This window comes from Nonomuraea sp. NPDC049309 (genome assembly GCF_043196965.1).
GTDB classification, from domain to species: Bacteria; Actinomycetota; Actinomycetes; order Streptosporangiales; family Streptosporangiaceae; genus Nonomuraea; species Nonomuraea fastidiosa.
Genome location: NZ_JBICSH010000002.1, coordinates 808722 through 822040, shown reverse-complemented (window position 1 = coordinate 822040; position 13319 = coordinate 808722). Strand labels below are relative to the sequence as shown.

Here is a 13319-nt window from a genome sequence, read left to right as displayed (position 1 = left end):
AGGCCGTGACCCGGAAGCAAAGCGCGCCCCCGTCATGTGACGGGGGCGCGCTTTTCAGGACGGACGCGCTCACGATGTCTCGTGCGAGGTCTCGTCCGTCCCGCTGGACACCTTGTCCGCCATCTGGTCCGAGGACTCCGCGGCCCTGTCCGCCTTCTCATTGACCCATCGTGTGGCATCGGAGGCGGAGTCCTTCATGTGCTCGGTCCACTGCTGAGCGTTGCGGCGGTAGAACATGTAGCCGATCGTCCCCACCGCGAGGCCGGTCAGCAGCATGAGCGCCGGCCATCGCCGCGATCGCGCCGGCGCCGGGTCGATGCGTTTGGCCGCGGCGGTCAGCATCGAGCTGACCTTGGGGGCGACCTGCTGCTCGAACCCGTGCGCCGCGGACTCCAGCCGCGGCGCCGCCCAGTGACGGGCTTCTTCGATACGTTGCGCCGCGACCACCTTGGCCTGGTCCGCCATGGGTGCGAGGCGCTGGCCGGTTTCAGCGGCCCGGGTCTTCACTTGACCCATCCACGTGGTGGGCACGTCGATGACCACGCGGCGTCTTTTCATTGTCAGGGACACGACAACCTCCCCTGTCTTGGGGCCCCGAGCCTGACCTTCCCTGGACAAGGCGGCTCAATCATGGCCGTCCATGGGAGGATGGCCCGGTAGGCCGAACGGCCATAGTCCTCAAAACATCACAAAACCAACCCTGTCCATAGAGGGGGGCAGCTGTCTCGTGGCTGAGAAGCTGATCGCGAACCTGCAGACCAATCACGGCAATATCAAGGTGGAGCTCTTCCCCACCAAGGCGCCCAAGACGGTGCGCAACTTCGTGGAGCTCGCCGAGGGCACCCGTCAGTGGACGCACCCCGGCACCGGCGAGAAGAGCAACGCCCGCTACTACGACGGCACGATCTTCCACCGGGTCATCGCCGGCTTCATGATCCAGGGCGGTGACCCGCTCGGCCAGGGCATCGGCGGCCCCGGCTACGAGTTCGACGACGAGATCCACCCCGAGCTGCGCTTCGACCGCCCGTACCTGCTGGCCATGGCCAACGCGGGCAAGCGCTTCGGCAAGGGCACCAACGGCTCGCAGTTCTTCATCACGGTCGCGCCGACGCCGCACCTCAACGGCAAGCACACCATCTTCGGCGAGGTCATCGAGGGCAGCGAGGTGGTGGAGGCGATCTCCAAGACCCGCACCGACGGCCGGGACCGCCCGGTCGAGGACGTCGTCCTGGAGTCGGTCACCATCGAGCGCCAGGCCGCCTGACACCCGGCCGCAGGGGCCCGCAGCGCCGGCGTGTCGCGTCAGGGGGCGCACGCACACCGGAGGCGGGCCTCGCGGGGCCGTTGCTCAGGGCTCCTCTGGGGTTCCCAGGGTTCCTTTGGGCGGGTCGGTATCGTGCGGCCCTCCATGCGCGCCGGACGGCCGCTCTCAGCGCCCTTCCGGCCGCGCCCGGCCGCCGGGCCCGGGAGGCTCACGCAGCATGCCTCCGCAAGCCTTAGGCTTCGGTCATGACCAGCCAGCCGCCGAGCCAGCCCCCGCAGCCCGAGCAGCCCGCTGAAGCCGTCCCCACGTGCTACCGCCATCCCGAGAGGGAGACGTGGGTGCGCTGCCAGCGTTGTGAGCGCCCCATCTGCCCCGACTGCATGCGTGACGCCGCGGTCGGCTTCCAGTGCCCCGAGTGCGTCGCCGAGGGCAACAGGGCCGTCCGCGAGGCCAAGACCGCCTTCGGCGGCGGCATCGTGCGCACCCCGGTCGTCACCTACGCCATCCTGGCGCTCAACGTGCTGGTCTTCCTCGCGACGCTCGCCGCTCAGTTCCTGCTGGGCGGCTCCCACGCCATCGTCGCGGAGCTGGGGATGTCGCCCATCGGGGTCGCCGTCCTCGACCAGTACTACCGCCTGATCACCGCGGCGTTCCTGCACCAGGACGTCATCCACATCCTGTTCAACGGCTGGGCCATCTGGGTCGTCGGCCCCTACCTCGAGCGCGCCTTCGGCCACGCCCGCTTCACCGCCCTCTACCTGATCAGCGCGCTGGGCGGCTCGGTGCTCGGCCTCTGGCTCGACCCGGTCAACACCTTCACGCTGGGCGCGTCGGGCGCGGTGTTCGGCATGTTCGGCGCGGTCTTCGTGGTCGGGCGCAGGCTCGACCTCGACGTACGCGGCATCGGCCTGATCATCGTGCTCAACCTGGTCATCACGTTCGTGCTGCCCGCGATCTCAGGTGTGCGCATCAGCTGGACCGGCCACGTGGGCGGCCTCGTCACCGGCACGCTCCTGGCCCTGGCGCTGGTCTACGCGCCGAAGGCCAACAGGGCGCGGGTGCAGTGGCTGGCGATCGCTGGAGCGCTGGCGCTCTTGGTGGTGCTCGTGCTCGTACGCGTCCCAGCGATTGTCAGCATGCTCGGCGGCTGAGCTTCCCCAGGCTGTGGAAAAGACTGTGGAAAGAACTAACGCCAGCGGGTGGAGAGAACCACACCGAAGATGATGAAAACAAACCCGATCAGCAGGTTCCAGTTCTGGAGGTCCCTGAAGAACGGCGCCTGAGGAGCGACGTAATAGGTCGCGATCCACAGAATGCCGATGACCCACGCGGCGACCATCGTGGGGGCGAGCCAGCGCGGGCTGACCTTGACCTGCTGCGACCGCTGCGGCGGGGTGTAGACCGCCTTCTTGCGAGTTTTGGACTTGGGCACTGGATGACTCCTGCTGAGGGCCTGGGCATCCGGATCGTCCGCAGGCTCTTCGGTAAGGGTAGTTGAAGTGAGGCCCAGGATAGTCGCCACGCGCATCGCATGGCGATCCCAGGGGCCCGCATCGCGGCGGAATACCCTGAGCGCATGCGGGCCACCCTGCGTGCCCTCGGGGAGCTCAGCATCACCGCGGGCCTGATCCTCATGCTGTTCTGCGCGTACCTGCTCTGGGGGACGGGCGCGTACACGCAGCGCCAGCAGCTGCTGCTCCAGCGCGAGCTCGCGGCCAAGGAGAGCGTTGCGCAGCGCCCGCCGCGGCCGAAGATCGGGCAGGCGTTCGCGCTGCTGCGCATCCCCAGGCTGGGCCGCGACTACACGTACGCGGTGGTCGAGGGCGTCGGCGCCGAGCAGCTCAAGAAGGGGCCGGGACACTACCCCGACAGCGCGATGCCGGGCGAGGTCGGCAACTTCGTGCTGTCGGGCCACCGCACCACGTACGCGGCCCCGTTCAACGAGATCGACGAGTTGGAACGCGACGACGAGATCATCGTCGAGACCCGCGAGGCCCGCCACACCTACCGCGTCACCTCCCAGGACATCGTGCGGCCCGACGAGGTCGAGGTGCTCGCCCCCGTGCCCGGCAAGCCCGACATCCGCCCCATCCGCGCGTTCATCACGCTCACCACCTGCCACCCCGAGTACTCCGCCGAGGAGCGGCTCATCGTCTACGGCGTGCTCAAGCACAGCGAACCGCGAGAGGAGTGACACCGTGTACGCCTGGCTCTGGCGCAAGCTGCCCGGCCGCCCGCCCGTCCGGCTGCTGACGGCCGCCCTGCTGGTGCTGCTCGCGGGGGCCGTACTCTGGTACGTCGTGTTCCCGCTGATGGAGCCGTCGGTGACGCTCGACGAGGTGACGGTGAGGAGATGAGCCGGGTGCTCGTCGTGGACAACCACGACAGCTTCGTCCACACGATCGTGCAGTACCTGCGCGAGCTGGGCGCCGACTGCGACGTCCGGCCCCGCGACGACGTGCGCGTGCACGACGCCGGCGGCTTCGCCGGCGTGCTCGTCAGCCCGGGACCCGGCACGCCGGAGGCGGCGGGCGTCAGTGTCCCGCTGGTCCACCACGCGGCCGAGACCGGCCTGCCGCTGCTCGGCGTCTGCCTCGGCCACCAGGCCATCGCGGTGGCCTTCGGCGCCACGGTGGCGCGCGCCCCCGAGCTGTTCCACGGCAGGACGAGCGAGATCGCCCACGACGGCAAGGGCGTGTTCGAGGACCTGCCGTCGCCCGTGCGCATGACCCGCTACCACTCGCTGGCCGTGCTGCCCGAGACCGTGCCCCCGGAGCTCGAGGTGACCGCGCGCACCGACGACGGCGTCATCATGGGCCTGCGGCACCGCCGGATGCCCATCGAGGGCATCCAGTTCCACCCCGAGTCGGTGCTGTCCGAGCACGGCCACCGGCTGCTCGGAAATTGGTGGCGAAAAATCCTGTAACAAACGGCGCGCGGCGAGCGACGTACCAGTGAGCGTCCCCGCCGTTGCCCCCGAGCGGCGGGGGCGTTCTCGTGTGCGGACCTCCTGCCGCACGGGGGCTCCCGTGCGCGGGGACCAGGCCGCGCGGCGGAAATGAGCAGCGAAAAGCCGCCCCTCCGCAAGCGGAGGGGCGGCTTTCTCGTCGGCTCGAAGCCTTAGTTCCTCGGGCCCCAGCCCGGGCCGCGGCCGCGGCCGCCGCCCAGACCGTCCTCGATCGGGCTGTCGCCCGGCGGCTCCTCCTCCGCCGGGAAGCCGTCGTCCGGCTGGTCGTCACTCGGGACGTCCTGTGTCGGGAAATCGTCGGTCGGCGGCGGCGAATCCTCTTGCTGCTGCTGGGGACCGGTCGACACGGTGATCGTGATCGTGGTGCCGGGCAGCAGCTTGGTGCCCTCACCCGGGTTCTGCTGCACGACGGTGCCCTCGGGCTCCTGCGCCGGCTGCTGGGAGACCTTGACCTTGAAGCCCGCGGACTTGAGCTGGGCGGTCGCGTCCTCCTGGGTCAGCCCGATGACGCTCGGGACCTCGCGCATCTCCTTCGGCACGAAGAGCGTGACCGAGCCGCCCTTCTCCAGCTCGGCGCCGGCCTTCGGGTCGGTCGCGATGACCGTGCCCTGCGGCTTGGTGGAGTTGCGGGTCTTGATGACGCCGCGCAGGCCGACCTCTTCGAGCGCCCGCTGCGCGTCCTCCTGGGACATGCCGACCAGGCCGTCGGGCACCTTGATCTTCTCGGGGCCCTTGGACACGATCAGCTTGACCGTGGAGCCCTTCTCGACCTTGGTGTCGGCCGGCGGGTCGGTCTCGATGACCGCGCCCTTCTCGACGTCGGAACTCGCCTTCAGCTCCACGTCGGGCACCAGCCCGAGCTTCTTCAGCTCGGCCTCGGCGTACGAGCGCTCCTGCGACACCAGCGACGGGACCGTCACCGTCGAGTCGGACGGCGTGTCCTTGCCGCTGAAGACCGTGTAGCCGATCGTGATGAACGCGCCGATGATGAGCAGCGGAATGATGATCCACAAGGCGGTCTTGAGCGCGCTGTTGCCGCCGCCTCCGCCGGAGGCCCGGCGCCGGCCACCGCCGCCGCGGCCGCCGCGGTCGTCGTCGTACTCGTACGGCGGGATCGCGCTGGTGCGCTGGGTGGCCGGGCCGGTGGCCGCCTGGGCCGCGGTCATCACGCGGGTGCCCTGCTGCATGGGACCGGTCATCGCCATCGTCTGGGCGTCGGTCGGCATGCCGGACATCGCCCGCTGGATGTCGGCCCGCATCTCGCCCGCGCTCTGGTAGCGCTGGCTCGGGTCCTTCGCCATCGCCTTGAGCACGATGGCGTCGGCCCACTGCGGGATGTCCGGGTCGATCTGGGACGGCGGGATGGGCTCCTCGCGCACGTGCTGGTAGGCGATCGCCACCGGGGAGTCGCCGGTGAACGGCGGCTGGCCGGTCAGCAGCTCGTACAGCACGCAGCCGGTGGAGTAGATGTCGCTGCGCGCGTCGACCCGCTCGCCGCGCGCCTGCTCGGGCGACAGGTACTGCGCGGTGCCGATCACCTGGGCGGTCTGCGTCATCGTGGCCGCCGAGTCGGCCATCGCGCGGGCGATGCCGAAGTCCATCACCTTGACGTCGCCGGAGCGGGTGATCATGACGTTGGCGGGCTTGATGTCGCGGTGCACGATGCCGCCGCGGTGGCTGTAGTCGAGCGCGCGCAGAATGCCGTCGACCAGCTCCACGGCGCGCTCGGGCAGCAGCCGGCGGTCTTGGCGCAGCAGGTCGCGCAGCGTCCGGCCGTCGACGTACTCCATCACGATGTACGGCACGGGCGTGCCGTCGGTGACGTCTTCGCCGGTGTCGTAGACCGCGACCACGGCCGGGTGGTTCAGTGAGGCCGCCGACTGCGCCTCACGGCGGAACCGGGCCTGGAAGGTATGGTCTCTCGCCAGATCAGACCGGAGGGTCTTGATCGCGACGACGCGGTCCAGCCGGATGTCTCGGGCGCGATACACCTCGGCCATGCCGCCGCGCCCGACGACACCGTCGAGCTCGTAGCGACCTCCGAGTAGCCGAGGCTGAGTCATTTCCTGCACTGTCCCTTACCGTTCATCTTGGGTACCGGCCGGCTCGCGGGGCCGCCGGTGTCCATCATCGACCCCATGGCGCGTCACGTCTCCTCATTGGGCGGGTTTGTCTCACCCGGATCCGGCGAGGTGCTGGTCGTGGTGGGTGTCGGAGTTGTCGGAGTCCTGGTGGGCGTTGGGGTCGGGGTGGGGGTGGGTGTCCGGGTGGTCGGGGGCGGTTTCGGCGTCGGCTTCTTGGTGGGAGTAGCCGACGTGCTTACCGTAGCCGACCGCGAAGGTACCGGACGCGGTGTCCTCACCGTAACAACCGGCGGCCGCCGCGTGGCCTCCCTCGTCTTCGACGGCCGCGGCTTGTGCCGGGTCGGCGTCGGCTTCACGTTAGGCGACTGTGTCGGTTCGGCCACCTGGGGAGTGGCCTGCGGGCGCTGCGGCTCGGCGAACGTGATGGCGGTCAGCCCCACCGCCGCCGCACAGCCCGCCGTGGCGACCAGCGCCAGCGTCCGCGCGCCCCTGCGCCGCTTCCTGCCCGTGCCCTCCTGCAGCGTGGCCGGCTGCAGGTCGTCGGTCGCGAGCTCGTCCTCAGGGCCCGGCTCGCGGACGCGGAAGCCCGCGGGGTCGGTCAGCATGCTGAGCTCGGCCTGGCCTCGCACAGCCCCGGCCAGCGACTCGCGCAGCATGTACGCACGGTCGGCGACTTCGATCGCCGACCCCGGCCGCTGCTCGGGCTCCTTGGCGAGCAGGCTCATGACCAGCTCGCGCACCGGGGCCGGCACGTCGGCGCCGAGCGGCGGCGGCTGCTCGTTGAGGTGCAGCAGCGCGATCGCCACCTGGCTGTCGGCACGGAACGGCGTGCGCCCCGCCAGGCACTCGTAGGCCACCACGCCCAGCGAGTACAGGTCCGTCGAAGGCGTCAGAGGCAGGCCCTGCGCCTGCTCGGGACTGACGTACTGGGCGGTGCCCAGCACGGTGCCGGTCTGCGTCACCGGCGCGGCCTCCAGGGCGCGCGCGATGCCGAAGTCCGTCACCTTGATCGCCCCCTCGGGGGTGACCAGCAGGTTGCCGGGCTTGATGTCGCGGTGGATGATGCCGGCCGAGTGCGCCGCGTGCAGCGCCTTGGCCGTCTGGTGCACCACGTCGAGCGTCACCTCGGGCCCGAGCGCGCCGTTGCGCGCCAGGATGGCCGACAGCGGCTCGCCGTGCACCAGCTCCATGACGAGGTAGGCCAGGTCGCTCTGCTCGCCGTAGTCGAAGACCTGGGCCACTCCCGGGTCGGCCAGCGCCGCGGTGAGCCGCGCCTCGTTCCTGAACCGCTCGCGGAACGTGGGGTCGGCGTGCATGTGGCTGCGCAGGATCTTCACCGCCACCTCGCGCCCCAGCAACTCGTCGCGGGCACGCCAGACCTCTCCCATACCGCCCGTGGCGATACGGGAGACCAGCAGATAGCGGTTACGCAGCCGCATGACCCAGCAGGTTACCGTCACTCACTTGTTCAGCACCGCCTCCATCACTGCCTTGGCGATGGGCGCGGCGGTGTGACCACCGGTGGCCTCGGCCCCGACGTTGGCCGCCCCGGACTCGACGATGACCGCTACGGCCACCTTCGGGTTGTCCGCGGGCGCGAAGCTGATGAACCAGGCGTGCGGGGGCCGGCCGTCGGTGGTCTCCGCGGTGCCCGTCTTCCCTCCAACTTCGACGCCTGGAATCTGCGCGAGGTTGGCGGTGCCGTTGGCGACGACGCTCACCATCATCTCGCGGAGCTTGGCCGCCGTCTCGGAGCTGACCGCCTCGCTGAGCTCGTCGGGGTCGGCCTCATCGATGGTGTCGCCCTTGGAGTCGGTGATCTTGTTGACGAGGTACGGCTTCATCACCGTCCCGTCGTTGGCGATGCCCGCCGCGACCATGGCCATCTGCAGCGGCGTCATGCGGTTGCTGCGCTGGCCGATGGAGGCCATCGCCACGGCGGCCTGGTCCTCCTTGGGCCCGAAGTCGCTCTGGGCGACCGACATCGGCACGCCGATCTGCTTGCCCATGCCGAACTTCTCGGTCTGCTCCCGCATCTTGTCGTAGCCCAGCTCCATGCCGATCGCGCCGAACGGCGTGTTGCACGACCGCTCCAGCGCGTAGGTGAGCGTGACCTGGCCGCTGCCGCACGCGGCGCCGCCGTAGTTGGGCAGGCTGATGTTCGTGTTGGGCAGCGGCAGCCGCTGCGGGGCCTGCACCGTGGTCTCGGGGCCGCGCGAGGAGTCGTCCTCCAGGTACGCCGCCGTCGTCACGACCTTGAACGTCGAGCCCGGCGGGTAGGTCTGGGCGATGGCGCGGTTGAGCAGCGGCTGGCTCTTGTCCTTGGCCAGCTCGTCGTACCGCTTGAACACCGTCCCCTTGTCGGTGCCCGACAGCTCGGACGGGTCGTACGTGGGCAGCGAGACCATGGCGAGGATGGCGCCGGTCTTCGGTTCGAGCGCCACCACGGCGCCGCGCTTGCCGCTCTGGCGCAGCGCGTCGTAGGCCGCCTTCTGGGCCTTGGGGTCGATCGTCAGATCGACGTTGGCGCCCTTGGTCGGCTCGCCGGTGAACAGATCGATGCTCCTGCGCAGCAGCAGGTCGGCGCTGGAGCCGTCGAGCAGTTTGTTCTCGGCCGCCTCGATGGCCGAGGCGCTCTCCGGCGAGAAGAAGCCGGTGACGTGCGCGTAGAGCTTCGCGTCCGGGTACTTCCTGACGAACCGGAAGTTGTTGTCGCCGGTGTCGACGGACTCCGCGAGCACCTTCCCGCCCGCCGTGATGCGGCCGCGCTCGACCGCGTAACGGTCGTAGAAGTTGCGGGTGTTGCGCGCGTCGGAGGCGTACTCGTCGGCCTTGACCGCCTGCAGCCAGTTCACGTTCACCATCAGGAGCGCGAACATGGCGAGGGCGGCCACCGCCACTCGCTTCAGGGGGCCGTTCATCGCTGGAACACCTGCGTCAATCCCTCGTTCTGGATCGCCTGGGGTGGGGGGCGTCTGGCGGCGTCTGACGTTCGTACCAGCAGCGCGATAAGGATCCAGTTAGCCAGCAGCGCCGAGCCGCCCTGCGACATGAACGGCGTGACCAGGCCGGTGAGCGGGATGAGGTTCGTCACACCGCCCACGATGATGAACACCTGCCAGGCGAGGATGAACGACAGGCCGCCCGCGAGCAGCTTCGAGAACGGGTCGCGAGCCGCGAGCGCGGTGCGCAGGCCGCGTTCGACGATCAGCGCGTAGATCATCAGGATCGCCATCAGCCCGGTCAGGCCGAGCTCCTCGCCGACGGCGTTGAAGATGAAGTCGGAGAAGGCCAGCGGGATCAGATCGGGGTGCCCCTGGCCGAGACCCGTGCCCAGGATGCGGCCAGAGCCCAGCCCGAACAGGCCCTGCATGATCTGGTAGCTGCCGCCGTAGGCCCGCTCGTAGTACTCGGGGTTGCTCGGGTCGAGCCAGACGTCGAAGCGGTCGCCGACGTGGGAGAAGATCTGCCCGGCGACGAACGCGCCGCCGACGAACAGCAGCAGGCCGATCAGCACCCACGAGGTGCGCTGCGTGGCGATGTACAGCATCACCACGAAGCCGCCGAACAGCAGCAGCGACGAGCCGAGGTCCTTCTGCAGCACCAGCACGCCGATGGCGACGGCCCAGGTGATCAGAACCGGGCCGAGGTCGCGTGCTCTCGGCAGGTCGATGAAGAGCAGCCGCCGGCCCGCCAGCGCCAGCACGTCGCGCTTGGCGACCAGGTAGCCGGCGAAGAAGATGACCAGCGCGATCTTGGCGAACTCGGCCGGCTGGATGGAGGCCGAGCCGAACCCGATCCAGATGCGGGCGCCGTTGATCTCCTTGCCGAGACCCGGGGTCAGCGGCGAGATCAGCAGGACCACGCCGACCAGCCCCGCCGTGTACGTCAGCCGCTGCAGCATGCGATGGTCGCGCAGCACCAGCAGTGTCACGGCGAACAGCACGACCCCGATGCCGGTCATGATGATCTGGCTGGTGGCGGAGGCGCCTTGCATCGGGGCGTTCTCCAGCCGGTAGATCATCACCAGGCCGATGCCGTTGACCAGCGTCACCAGCGGCAGGATCAGCGGGTCGGCCCACGGGGCGAACCTCGCGAGCACGAGGTACGCGGCCAGCATCAGGCCGCCCAGGCTCAGCCCGTACGTCAGCATCCCGGCCGGGATCCGGCCGTCCATGGCCAGGCCCACGTTCGCGTAGGCGCCCATGACGATGCCCACGGCGAGCGCGAGCATGAGCAACTGCGCCACGCGCCGCTTGGCCGGCATCGGAACGGGGGTGACGGCGACTTCGCTCATCTACTGCTGTCTCGTCTTGGACTTGGTGGCGGAGGCGCTCGCGGTGGGAGTGGCGCTCACCTCCGTCTCGGGCTGCTGCTCTTCTGCTTCGGCCTTGTCGGCCTCCTTGTCGCCGGTGAACGACAAGCTGTTGATCTTCGTGATGCCTTCGTCGACGGTGGTGACGGGGATGCCGCTCTTGACCAGAGCCTGATCGGCCTCGGAGAGCTGGGAGAGCTTGCGACCGGTGGGCCTGGAGACGTGGAAGAGCTGGAAGGGACCCACCTCTTTCTTGATCCCCTGGTAGATGACCACCTCGCCGCCCCTAGCACCGACGAAGAACTGGTCCTGGGTCCACTGGTAACCGAAGTAGACGCCGGCGGCCACGCCGACGACGCCTACACCGAGCACGGTGAACAGCACGGGCCACAACCTGCGACGCTTCCGCGAGCGCCGGGACGTGGCCTCGGCGACCGGCTCATCGAAGTCGTCGTCGGAGAGCACCGGCTGGGGTGCGGTCACCGCGCCTGCTCGCCCCGGCTGAAGGTCCTTGGTCGGATCGAGCCGGTTCATCCCCGCGGCGCCGACGATGGCGGCCTCCGCGGGCAGTTGCTGGTCGTCGGAGATCTCCAGCACGTCGGCGAGAACGCACGTGATGTTGTCGGGCCCGCCGCCCCGGTTCGCCAGGTCGATGAGCTGGCGGACGACCTCTTCGGGATCGTCGATGTTGGTGAGCGTGGCGTGCAGCGTCTCCGCGCTGACCACGCCCGACAGGCCGTCGGAACACAGCAGATAGCGGTCGCCCACCTGCGCCTCGCGCAGCGTGAGATCGGGATCGACCTCACCGCTGCCGTCGAGCGCGCGAAGCAGGATCGACCGCTGCGGATGGGTGGCCGCCTCTTCCGGCGTGATGCGCCCGTCGTCGACGAGCTGCTGCACCAGCGTGTGGTCATGGGTGATCTGGTAGAGCTCACCACGTCTCAGGAGGTAGGCCCGCGAGTCGCCCACATGGACCAGGGCGACCTGGGTGCCGTTCCAGAGCATGGCGGTGAGCGTCGTGCCCATGCCTTTGAGGCTGGGATCCCGCCCCACCATTTCGTGCAGCCTGCGGTTGGCGTCGCGCACCGCTGCCTCGATGGCGTTGAGCAGGTCACCCCCCTGTTGGGCCTCTTCCAGAGAGGCCATGGCGGCGATGGCGACGGAACTTGCCACCTCGCCGTGTGCATGCCCGCCCATGCCGTCGGCGACGGCGAGCAGGCGGCCGCTAGCGTACGCCGAGTCCTCGTTCCCTTCGCGGAGGAGGCCGACGTCCGAGCGGGCGGCGTAGCGGAGTGCGATGGTCATTTGCGCAATTCAATGACTGTCTTGCCGACGCGGATCGGAACACCGAGCGGCACCGGGGTCGGGCGGGTGACTTTCGAACGGTCGAGATACGTGCCGTTGGTGGACCCAAGATCTTCCACGATCCATTGACCGTCCTGAGGAAAGAGCCGGGCATGCCGGCTGGAAGCGTAGTCGTCGGTGACCACCAGCGTGGCGTCATTGGCCCGGCCAATGGTGATGGGCTGCTCCGTGAGGTTGATGGTGGTGCCCTGGAGAGGCCCACCCGTGACGATGAGCTGGCGTGGCTCGCCCCTCTTGCTCTTGGGCTTCGCCACGGGTTTGGCGGGCTTCATGGCATTGCGGCCACCCGCCGGCGCGGTGCGTGAACCGAACAAGTCAGTCCGGATCACGCCGACTGCGGCAATGACAAAGAACCACAGCACCGCCAGAAAGGCGAGCCGGATCAGCAGCAGCGTGAGCTCGGACATGGACCGTCTGTCTACCCCTAATCGCGCCGGAACACCAGAGTCGTACGCCCCAGCGTCACTCGCGTGCCGTTTTGGAGCTCGATCCTGCGCACCGGCTGGCCATTGACGAAAGTGCCGTTCGTCGAACCCAGGTCGACGAGGACCACATTCTGGCCCTCGACCCGCAACTCCGCATGGTGCCGCGAGACACCGGGATCGACGAGACGAAGATCGCAGTCGGTGCCCCTGCCGAGCAAGGTCACCGGAGTGGTGAGCTCGTAGGAGCGGTCGCCCTGCGGATCGTCCTGAGTGGAGACGAGCAGCCGCGGCCGCCCGCCGAACGCATGGGGCCTCGACGGAGGCAGGTCGCTCACCGGCTGGCGGATCTCGTCCTGCTCCACCGTCGCACCGCGGATGACCCCGGACCGGATGCGGAACAAGCCCACGGCCAGATCGCCGGCGGTCTCGAAGCGAACCCGGACCGGTCCCACGAAGGAGTAGCCCTGCTCCTTGGCGTACTCCCTGGCGAGGTTGGCCAGCTCCTGGCTGATGCTGTCGGCGTACACCTCAAGCCGCTCGGCATCGGTCGTCGACAGCTCCACCACGAAATCATTGGGCACGAGCGTGCGACCTTGAGCGACGATCGCCGCACGCTCATCCATCTCCCGCTGAACCGCGCTGGCGACCTCGACCGGCTGAAGGTCAGATTTGAACGCCCGCGCAAAGGCTCCCTCAACCAGGCCTTCGAGCCTTCGCTCGAAGCGCTGAAGGACTCCCACCGGGTACCTCCCTTCCTCCGTGCATATGATCGCGGCCCCGTAGACGCATCGGCGCCCGGTCTCCGCTCGTTCCACGTGACGGTGTCACAGGCGCTCGTCGGGCGGCCGCGCCCAGCTCCTCCGCTCCCGTGTCTTATGCGATCGTATCCGGGTTCAGT

At 69.2% G+C, this 13319-nt stretch carries 14 protein-coding genes; 5 read left to right on the top strand and 9 right to left on the bottom strand.

Features of this window, described 5'->3' with window-relative positions:
- Nucleotides 1-69: 69 nt before the first annotated feature.
- Nucleotides 70-543, bottom strand: a complete 474-nt coding sequence (locus ACGFIM_RS17780) for a YtxH domain-containing protein (RefSeq protein ID WP_393201390.1) — start codon at nucleotides 541-543, stop codon at nucleotides 70-72.
- Nucleotides 544-727: 184 nt separating this feature from the next.
- Between ACGFIM_RS17780 and ACGFIM_RS17775 the strand changes: the two genes are divergently transcribed.
- Nucleotides 728-1264 (top strand): peptidylprolyl isomerase, encoded by a 537-nt coding sequence (locus ACGFIM_RS17775; RefSeq protein WP_393201387.1) that lies wholly within the window; start codon nucleotides 728-730, stop codon nucleotides 1262-1264.
- A gap of 245 nt (nucleotides 1265-1509) precedes the next feature.
- Nucleotides 1510-2415, top strand: a complete 906-nt coding sequence (locus tag ACGFIM_RS17770; RefSeq protein WP_393201384.1) for a rhomboid family intramembrane serine protease — start codon at nucleotides 1510-1512, stop codon at nucleotides 2413-2415.
- Nucleotides 2416-2450: 35 nt separating this feature from the next.
- Here ACGFIM_RS17770 and ACGFIM_RS17765 read toward each other — a convergent pair whose 3' ends face one another.
- On the bottom strand, nucleotides 2451-2696 hold the full coding sequence (locus ACGFIM_RS17765; RefSeq protein WP_364061536.1) for a cell division protein CrgA: 246 nt from the start codon (nucleotides 2694-2696) through the stop codon (nucleotides 2451-2453).
- A 144-nt stretch (nucleotides 2697-2840) separates the two neighbouring features.
- On the opposite strand from ACGFIM_RS17765, the gene ACGFIM_RS17760 reads away from it, so the two are divergent.
- From ACGFIM_RS17760 to ACGFIM_RS17750, 3 genes are read left to right on the top strand one after another with little or no spacing between them, the layout of a single operon-like run.
- Complete coding sequence (locus ACGFIM_RS17760; RefSeq protein ID WP_393201381.1) at nucleotides 2841-3458, top strand: class E sortase; 618 nt, start codon at nucleotides 2841-2843, stop codon at nucleotides 3456-3458.
- Between the two features lie 4 nt (nucleotides 3459-3462).
- Nucleotides 3463-3621, top strand: a complete 159-nt coding sequence (locus ACGFIM_RS17755) for a hypothetical protein (RefSeq protein WP_393201378.1) — start codon at nucleotides 3463-3465, stop codon at nucleotides 3619-3621.
- Nucleotides 3618-4190 carry a gamma-glutamyl-gamma-aminobutyrate hydrolase family protein gene (locus tag ACGFIM_RS17750; RefSeq protein ID WP_393201375.1) on the top strand — a complete coding sequence of 191 codons (573 nt, stop codon included), beginning with the start codon at nucleotides 3618-3620 and terminating at the stop codon, nucleotides 4188-4190. Before ACGFIM_RS17755 ends, ACGFIM_RS17750 begins: the two co-directional genes overlap by 4 nt.
- A gap of 194 nt (nucleotides 4191-4384) precedes the next feature.
- Here ACGFIM_RS17750 and pknB read toward each other — a convergent pair whose 3' ends face one another.
- From pknB to ACGFIM_RS17715, 7 genes are all read right to left on the bottom strand, one after another.
- Nucleotides 4385-6295 carry a Stk1 family PASTA domain-containing Ser/Thr kinase gene (pknB, locus tag ACGFIM_RS17745; RefSeq protein WP_393201372.1) on the bottom strand — a complete coding sequence of 637 codons (1911 nt, stop codon included), beginning with the start codon at nucleotides 6293-6295 and terminating at the stop codon, nucleotides 4385-4387.
- Between the two features lie 83 nt (nucleotides 6296-6378).
- Nucleotides 6379-7755, bottom strand: a complete 1377-nt coding sequence (locus tag ACGFIM_RS17740) for a serine/threonine-protein kinase (RefSeq protein WP_393201369.1) — start codon at nucleotides 7753-7755, stop codon at nucleotides 6379-6381.
- Nucleotides 7756-7776: 21 nt separating this feature from the next.
- Nucleotides 7777-9237 carry a peptidoglycan D,D-transpeptidase FtsI family protein gene (locus ACGFIM_RS17735; RefSeq protein ID WP_393201366.1) on the bottom strand — a complete coding sequence of 487 codons (1461 nt, stop codon included), beginning with the start codon at nucleotides 9235-9237 and terminating at the stop codon, nucleotides 7777-7779.
- The gene (locus ACGFIM_RS17730) at nucleotides 9234-10613 is read right to left on the bottom strand and encodes an FtsW/RodA/SpoVE family cell cycle protein (RefSeq protein WP_393201363.1); all 1380 of its coding nucleotides are present in this window, start codon (nucleotides 10611-10613) and stop codon (nucleotides 9234-9236) included. The genes ACGFIM_RS17735 and ACGFIM_RS17730 overlap by 4 nt, the downstream gene beginning before the upstream one ends.
- A complete protein-coding gene (locus ACGFIM_RS17725) occupies nucleotides 10614-11936 on the bottom strand; it encodes a Stp1/IreP family PP2C-type Ser/Thr phosphatase (protein WP_393201360.1) in 1323 nt (440 codons plus the stop codon).
- The gene (locus ACGFIM_RS17720) at nucleotides 11933-12403 is read right to left on the bottom strand and encodes an FHA domain-containing protein (protein WP_393201357.1); all 471 of its coding nucleotides are present in this window, start codon (nucleotides 12401-12403) and stop codon (nucleotides 11933-11935) included. Before ACGFIM_RS17720 ends, ACGFIM_RS17725 begins: the two co-directional genes overlap by 4 nt.
- 17 nt (nucleotides 12404-12420) lie before the next feature.
- The gene (locus ACGFIM_RS17715; RefSeq protein ID WP_393201354.1) at nucleotides 12421-13161 is read right to left on the bottom strand and encodes an FhaA domain-containing protein; all 741 of its coding nucleotides are present in this window, start codon (nucleotides 13159-13161) and stop codon (nucleotides 12421-12423) included.
- Nucleotides 13162-13319: the final 158 nt, after the last annotated feature.

Coding starts and splice junctions, on each gene's coding strand:
- ACGFIM_RS17770 (WP_393201384.1), top strand. CDS start 1,510: ATGACCAGCCAGCCGCCGAGCCAGCCCCCGCAGCCCGAGCAGCCCGCT.
- ACGFIM_RS17760 (WP_393201381.1), top strand. CDS start 2,841: ATGCGGGCCACCCTGCGTGCCCTCGGGGAGCTCAGCATCACCGCGGGC.
- ACGFIM_RS17750 (WP_393201375.1), top strand. CDS start 3,618: ATGAGCCGGGTGCTCGTCGTGGACAACCACGACAGCTTCGTCCACACG.
- pknB (WP_393201372.1), bottom strand. CDS start 6,295: ATGACTCAGCCTCGGCTACTCGGAGGTCGCTACGAGCTCGACGGTGTC.
- ACGFIM_RS17740 (WP_393201369.1), bottom strand. CDS start 7,755: ATGCGGCTGCGTAACCGCTATCTGCTGGTCTCCCGTATCGCCACGGGC.
- ACGFIM_RS17735 (WP_393201366.1), bottom strand. CDS start 9,237: ATGAACGGCCCCCTGAAGCGAGTGGCGGTGGCCGCCCTCGCCATGTTC.
- ACGFIM_RS17730 (WP_393201363.1), bottom strand. CDS start 10,613: ATGAGCGAAGTCGCCGTCACCCCCGTTCCGATGCCGGCCAAGCGGCGC.
- ACGFIM_RS17725 (WP_393201360.1), bottom strand. CDS start 11,936: ATGACCATCGCACTCCGCTACGCCGCCCGCTCGGACGTCGGCCTCCTC.
- ACGFIM_RS17720 (WP_393201357.1), bottom strand. CDS start 12,403: ATGTCCGAGCTCACGCTGCTGCTGATCCGGCTCGCCTTTCTGGCGGTG.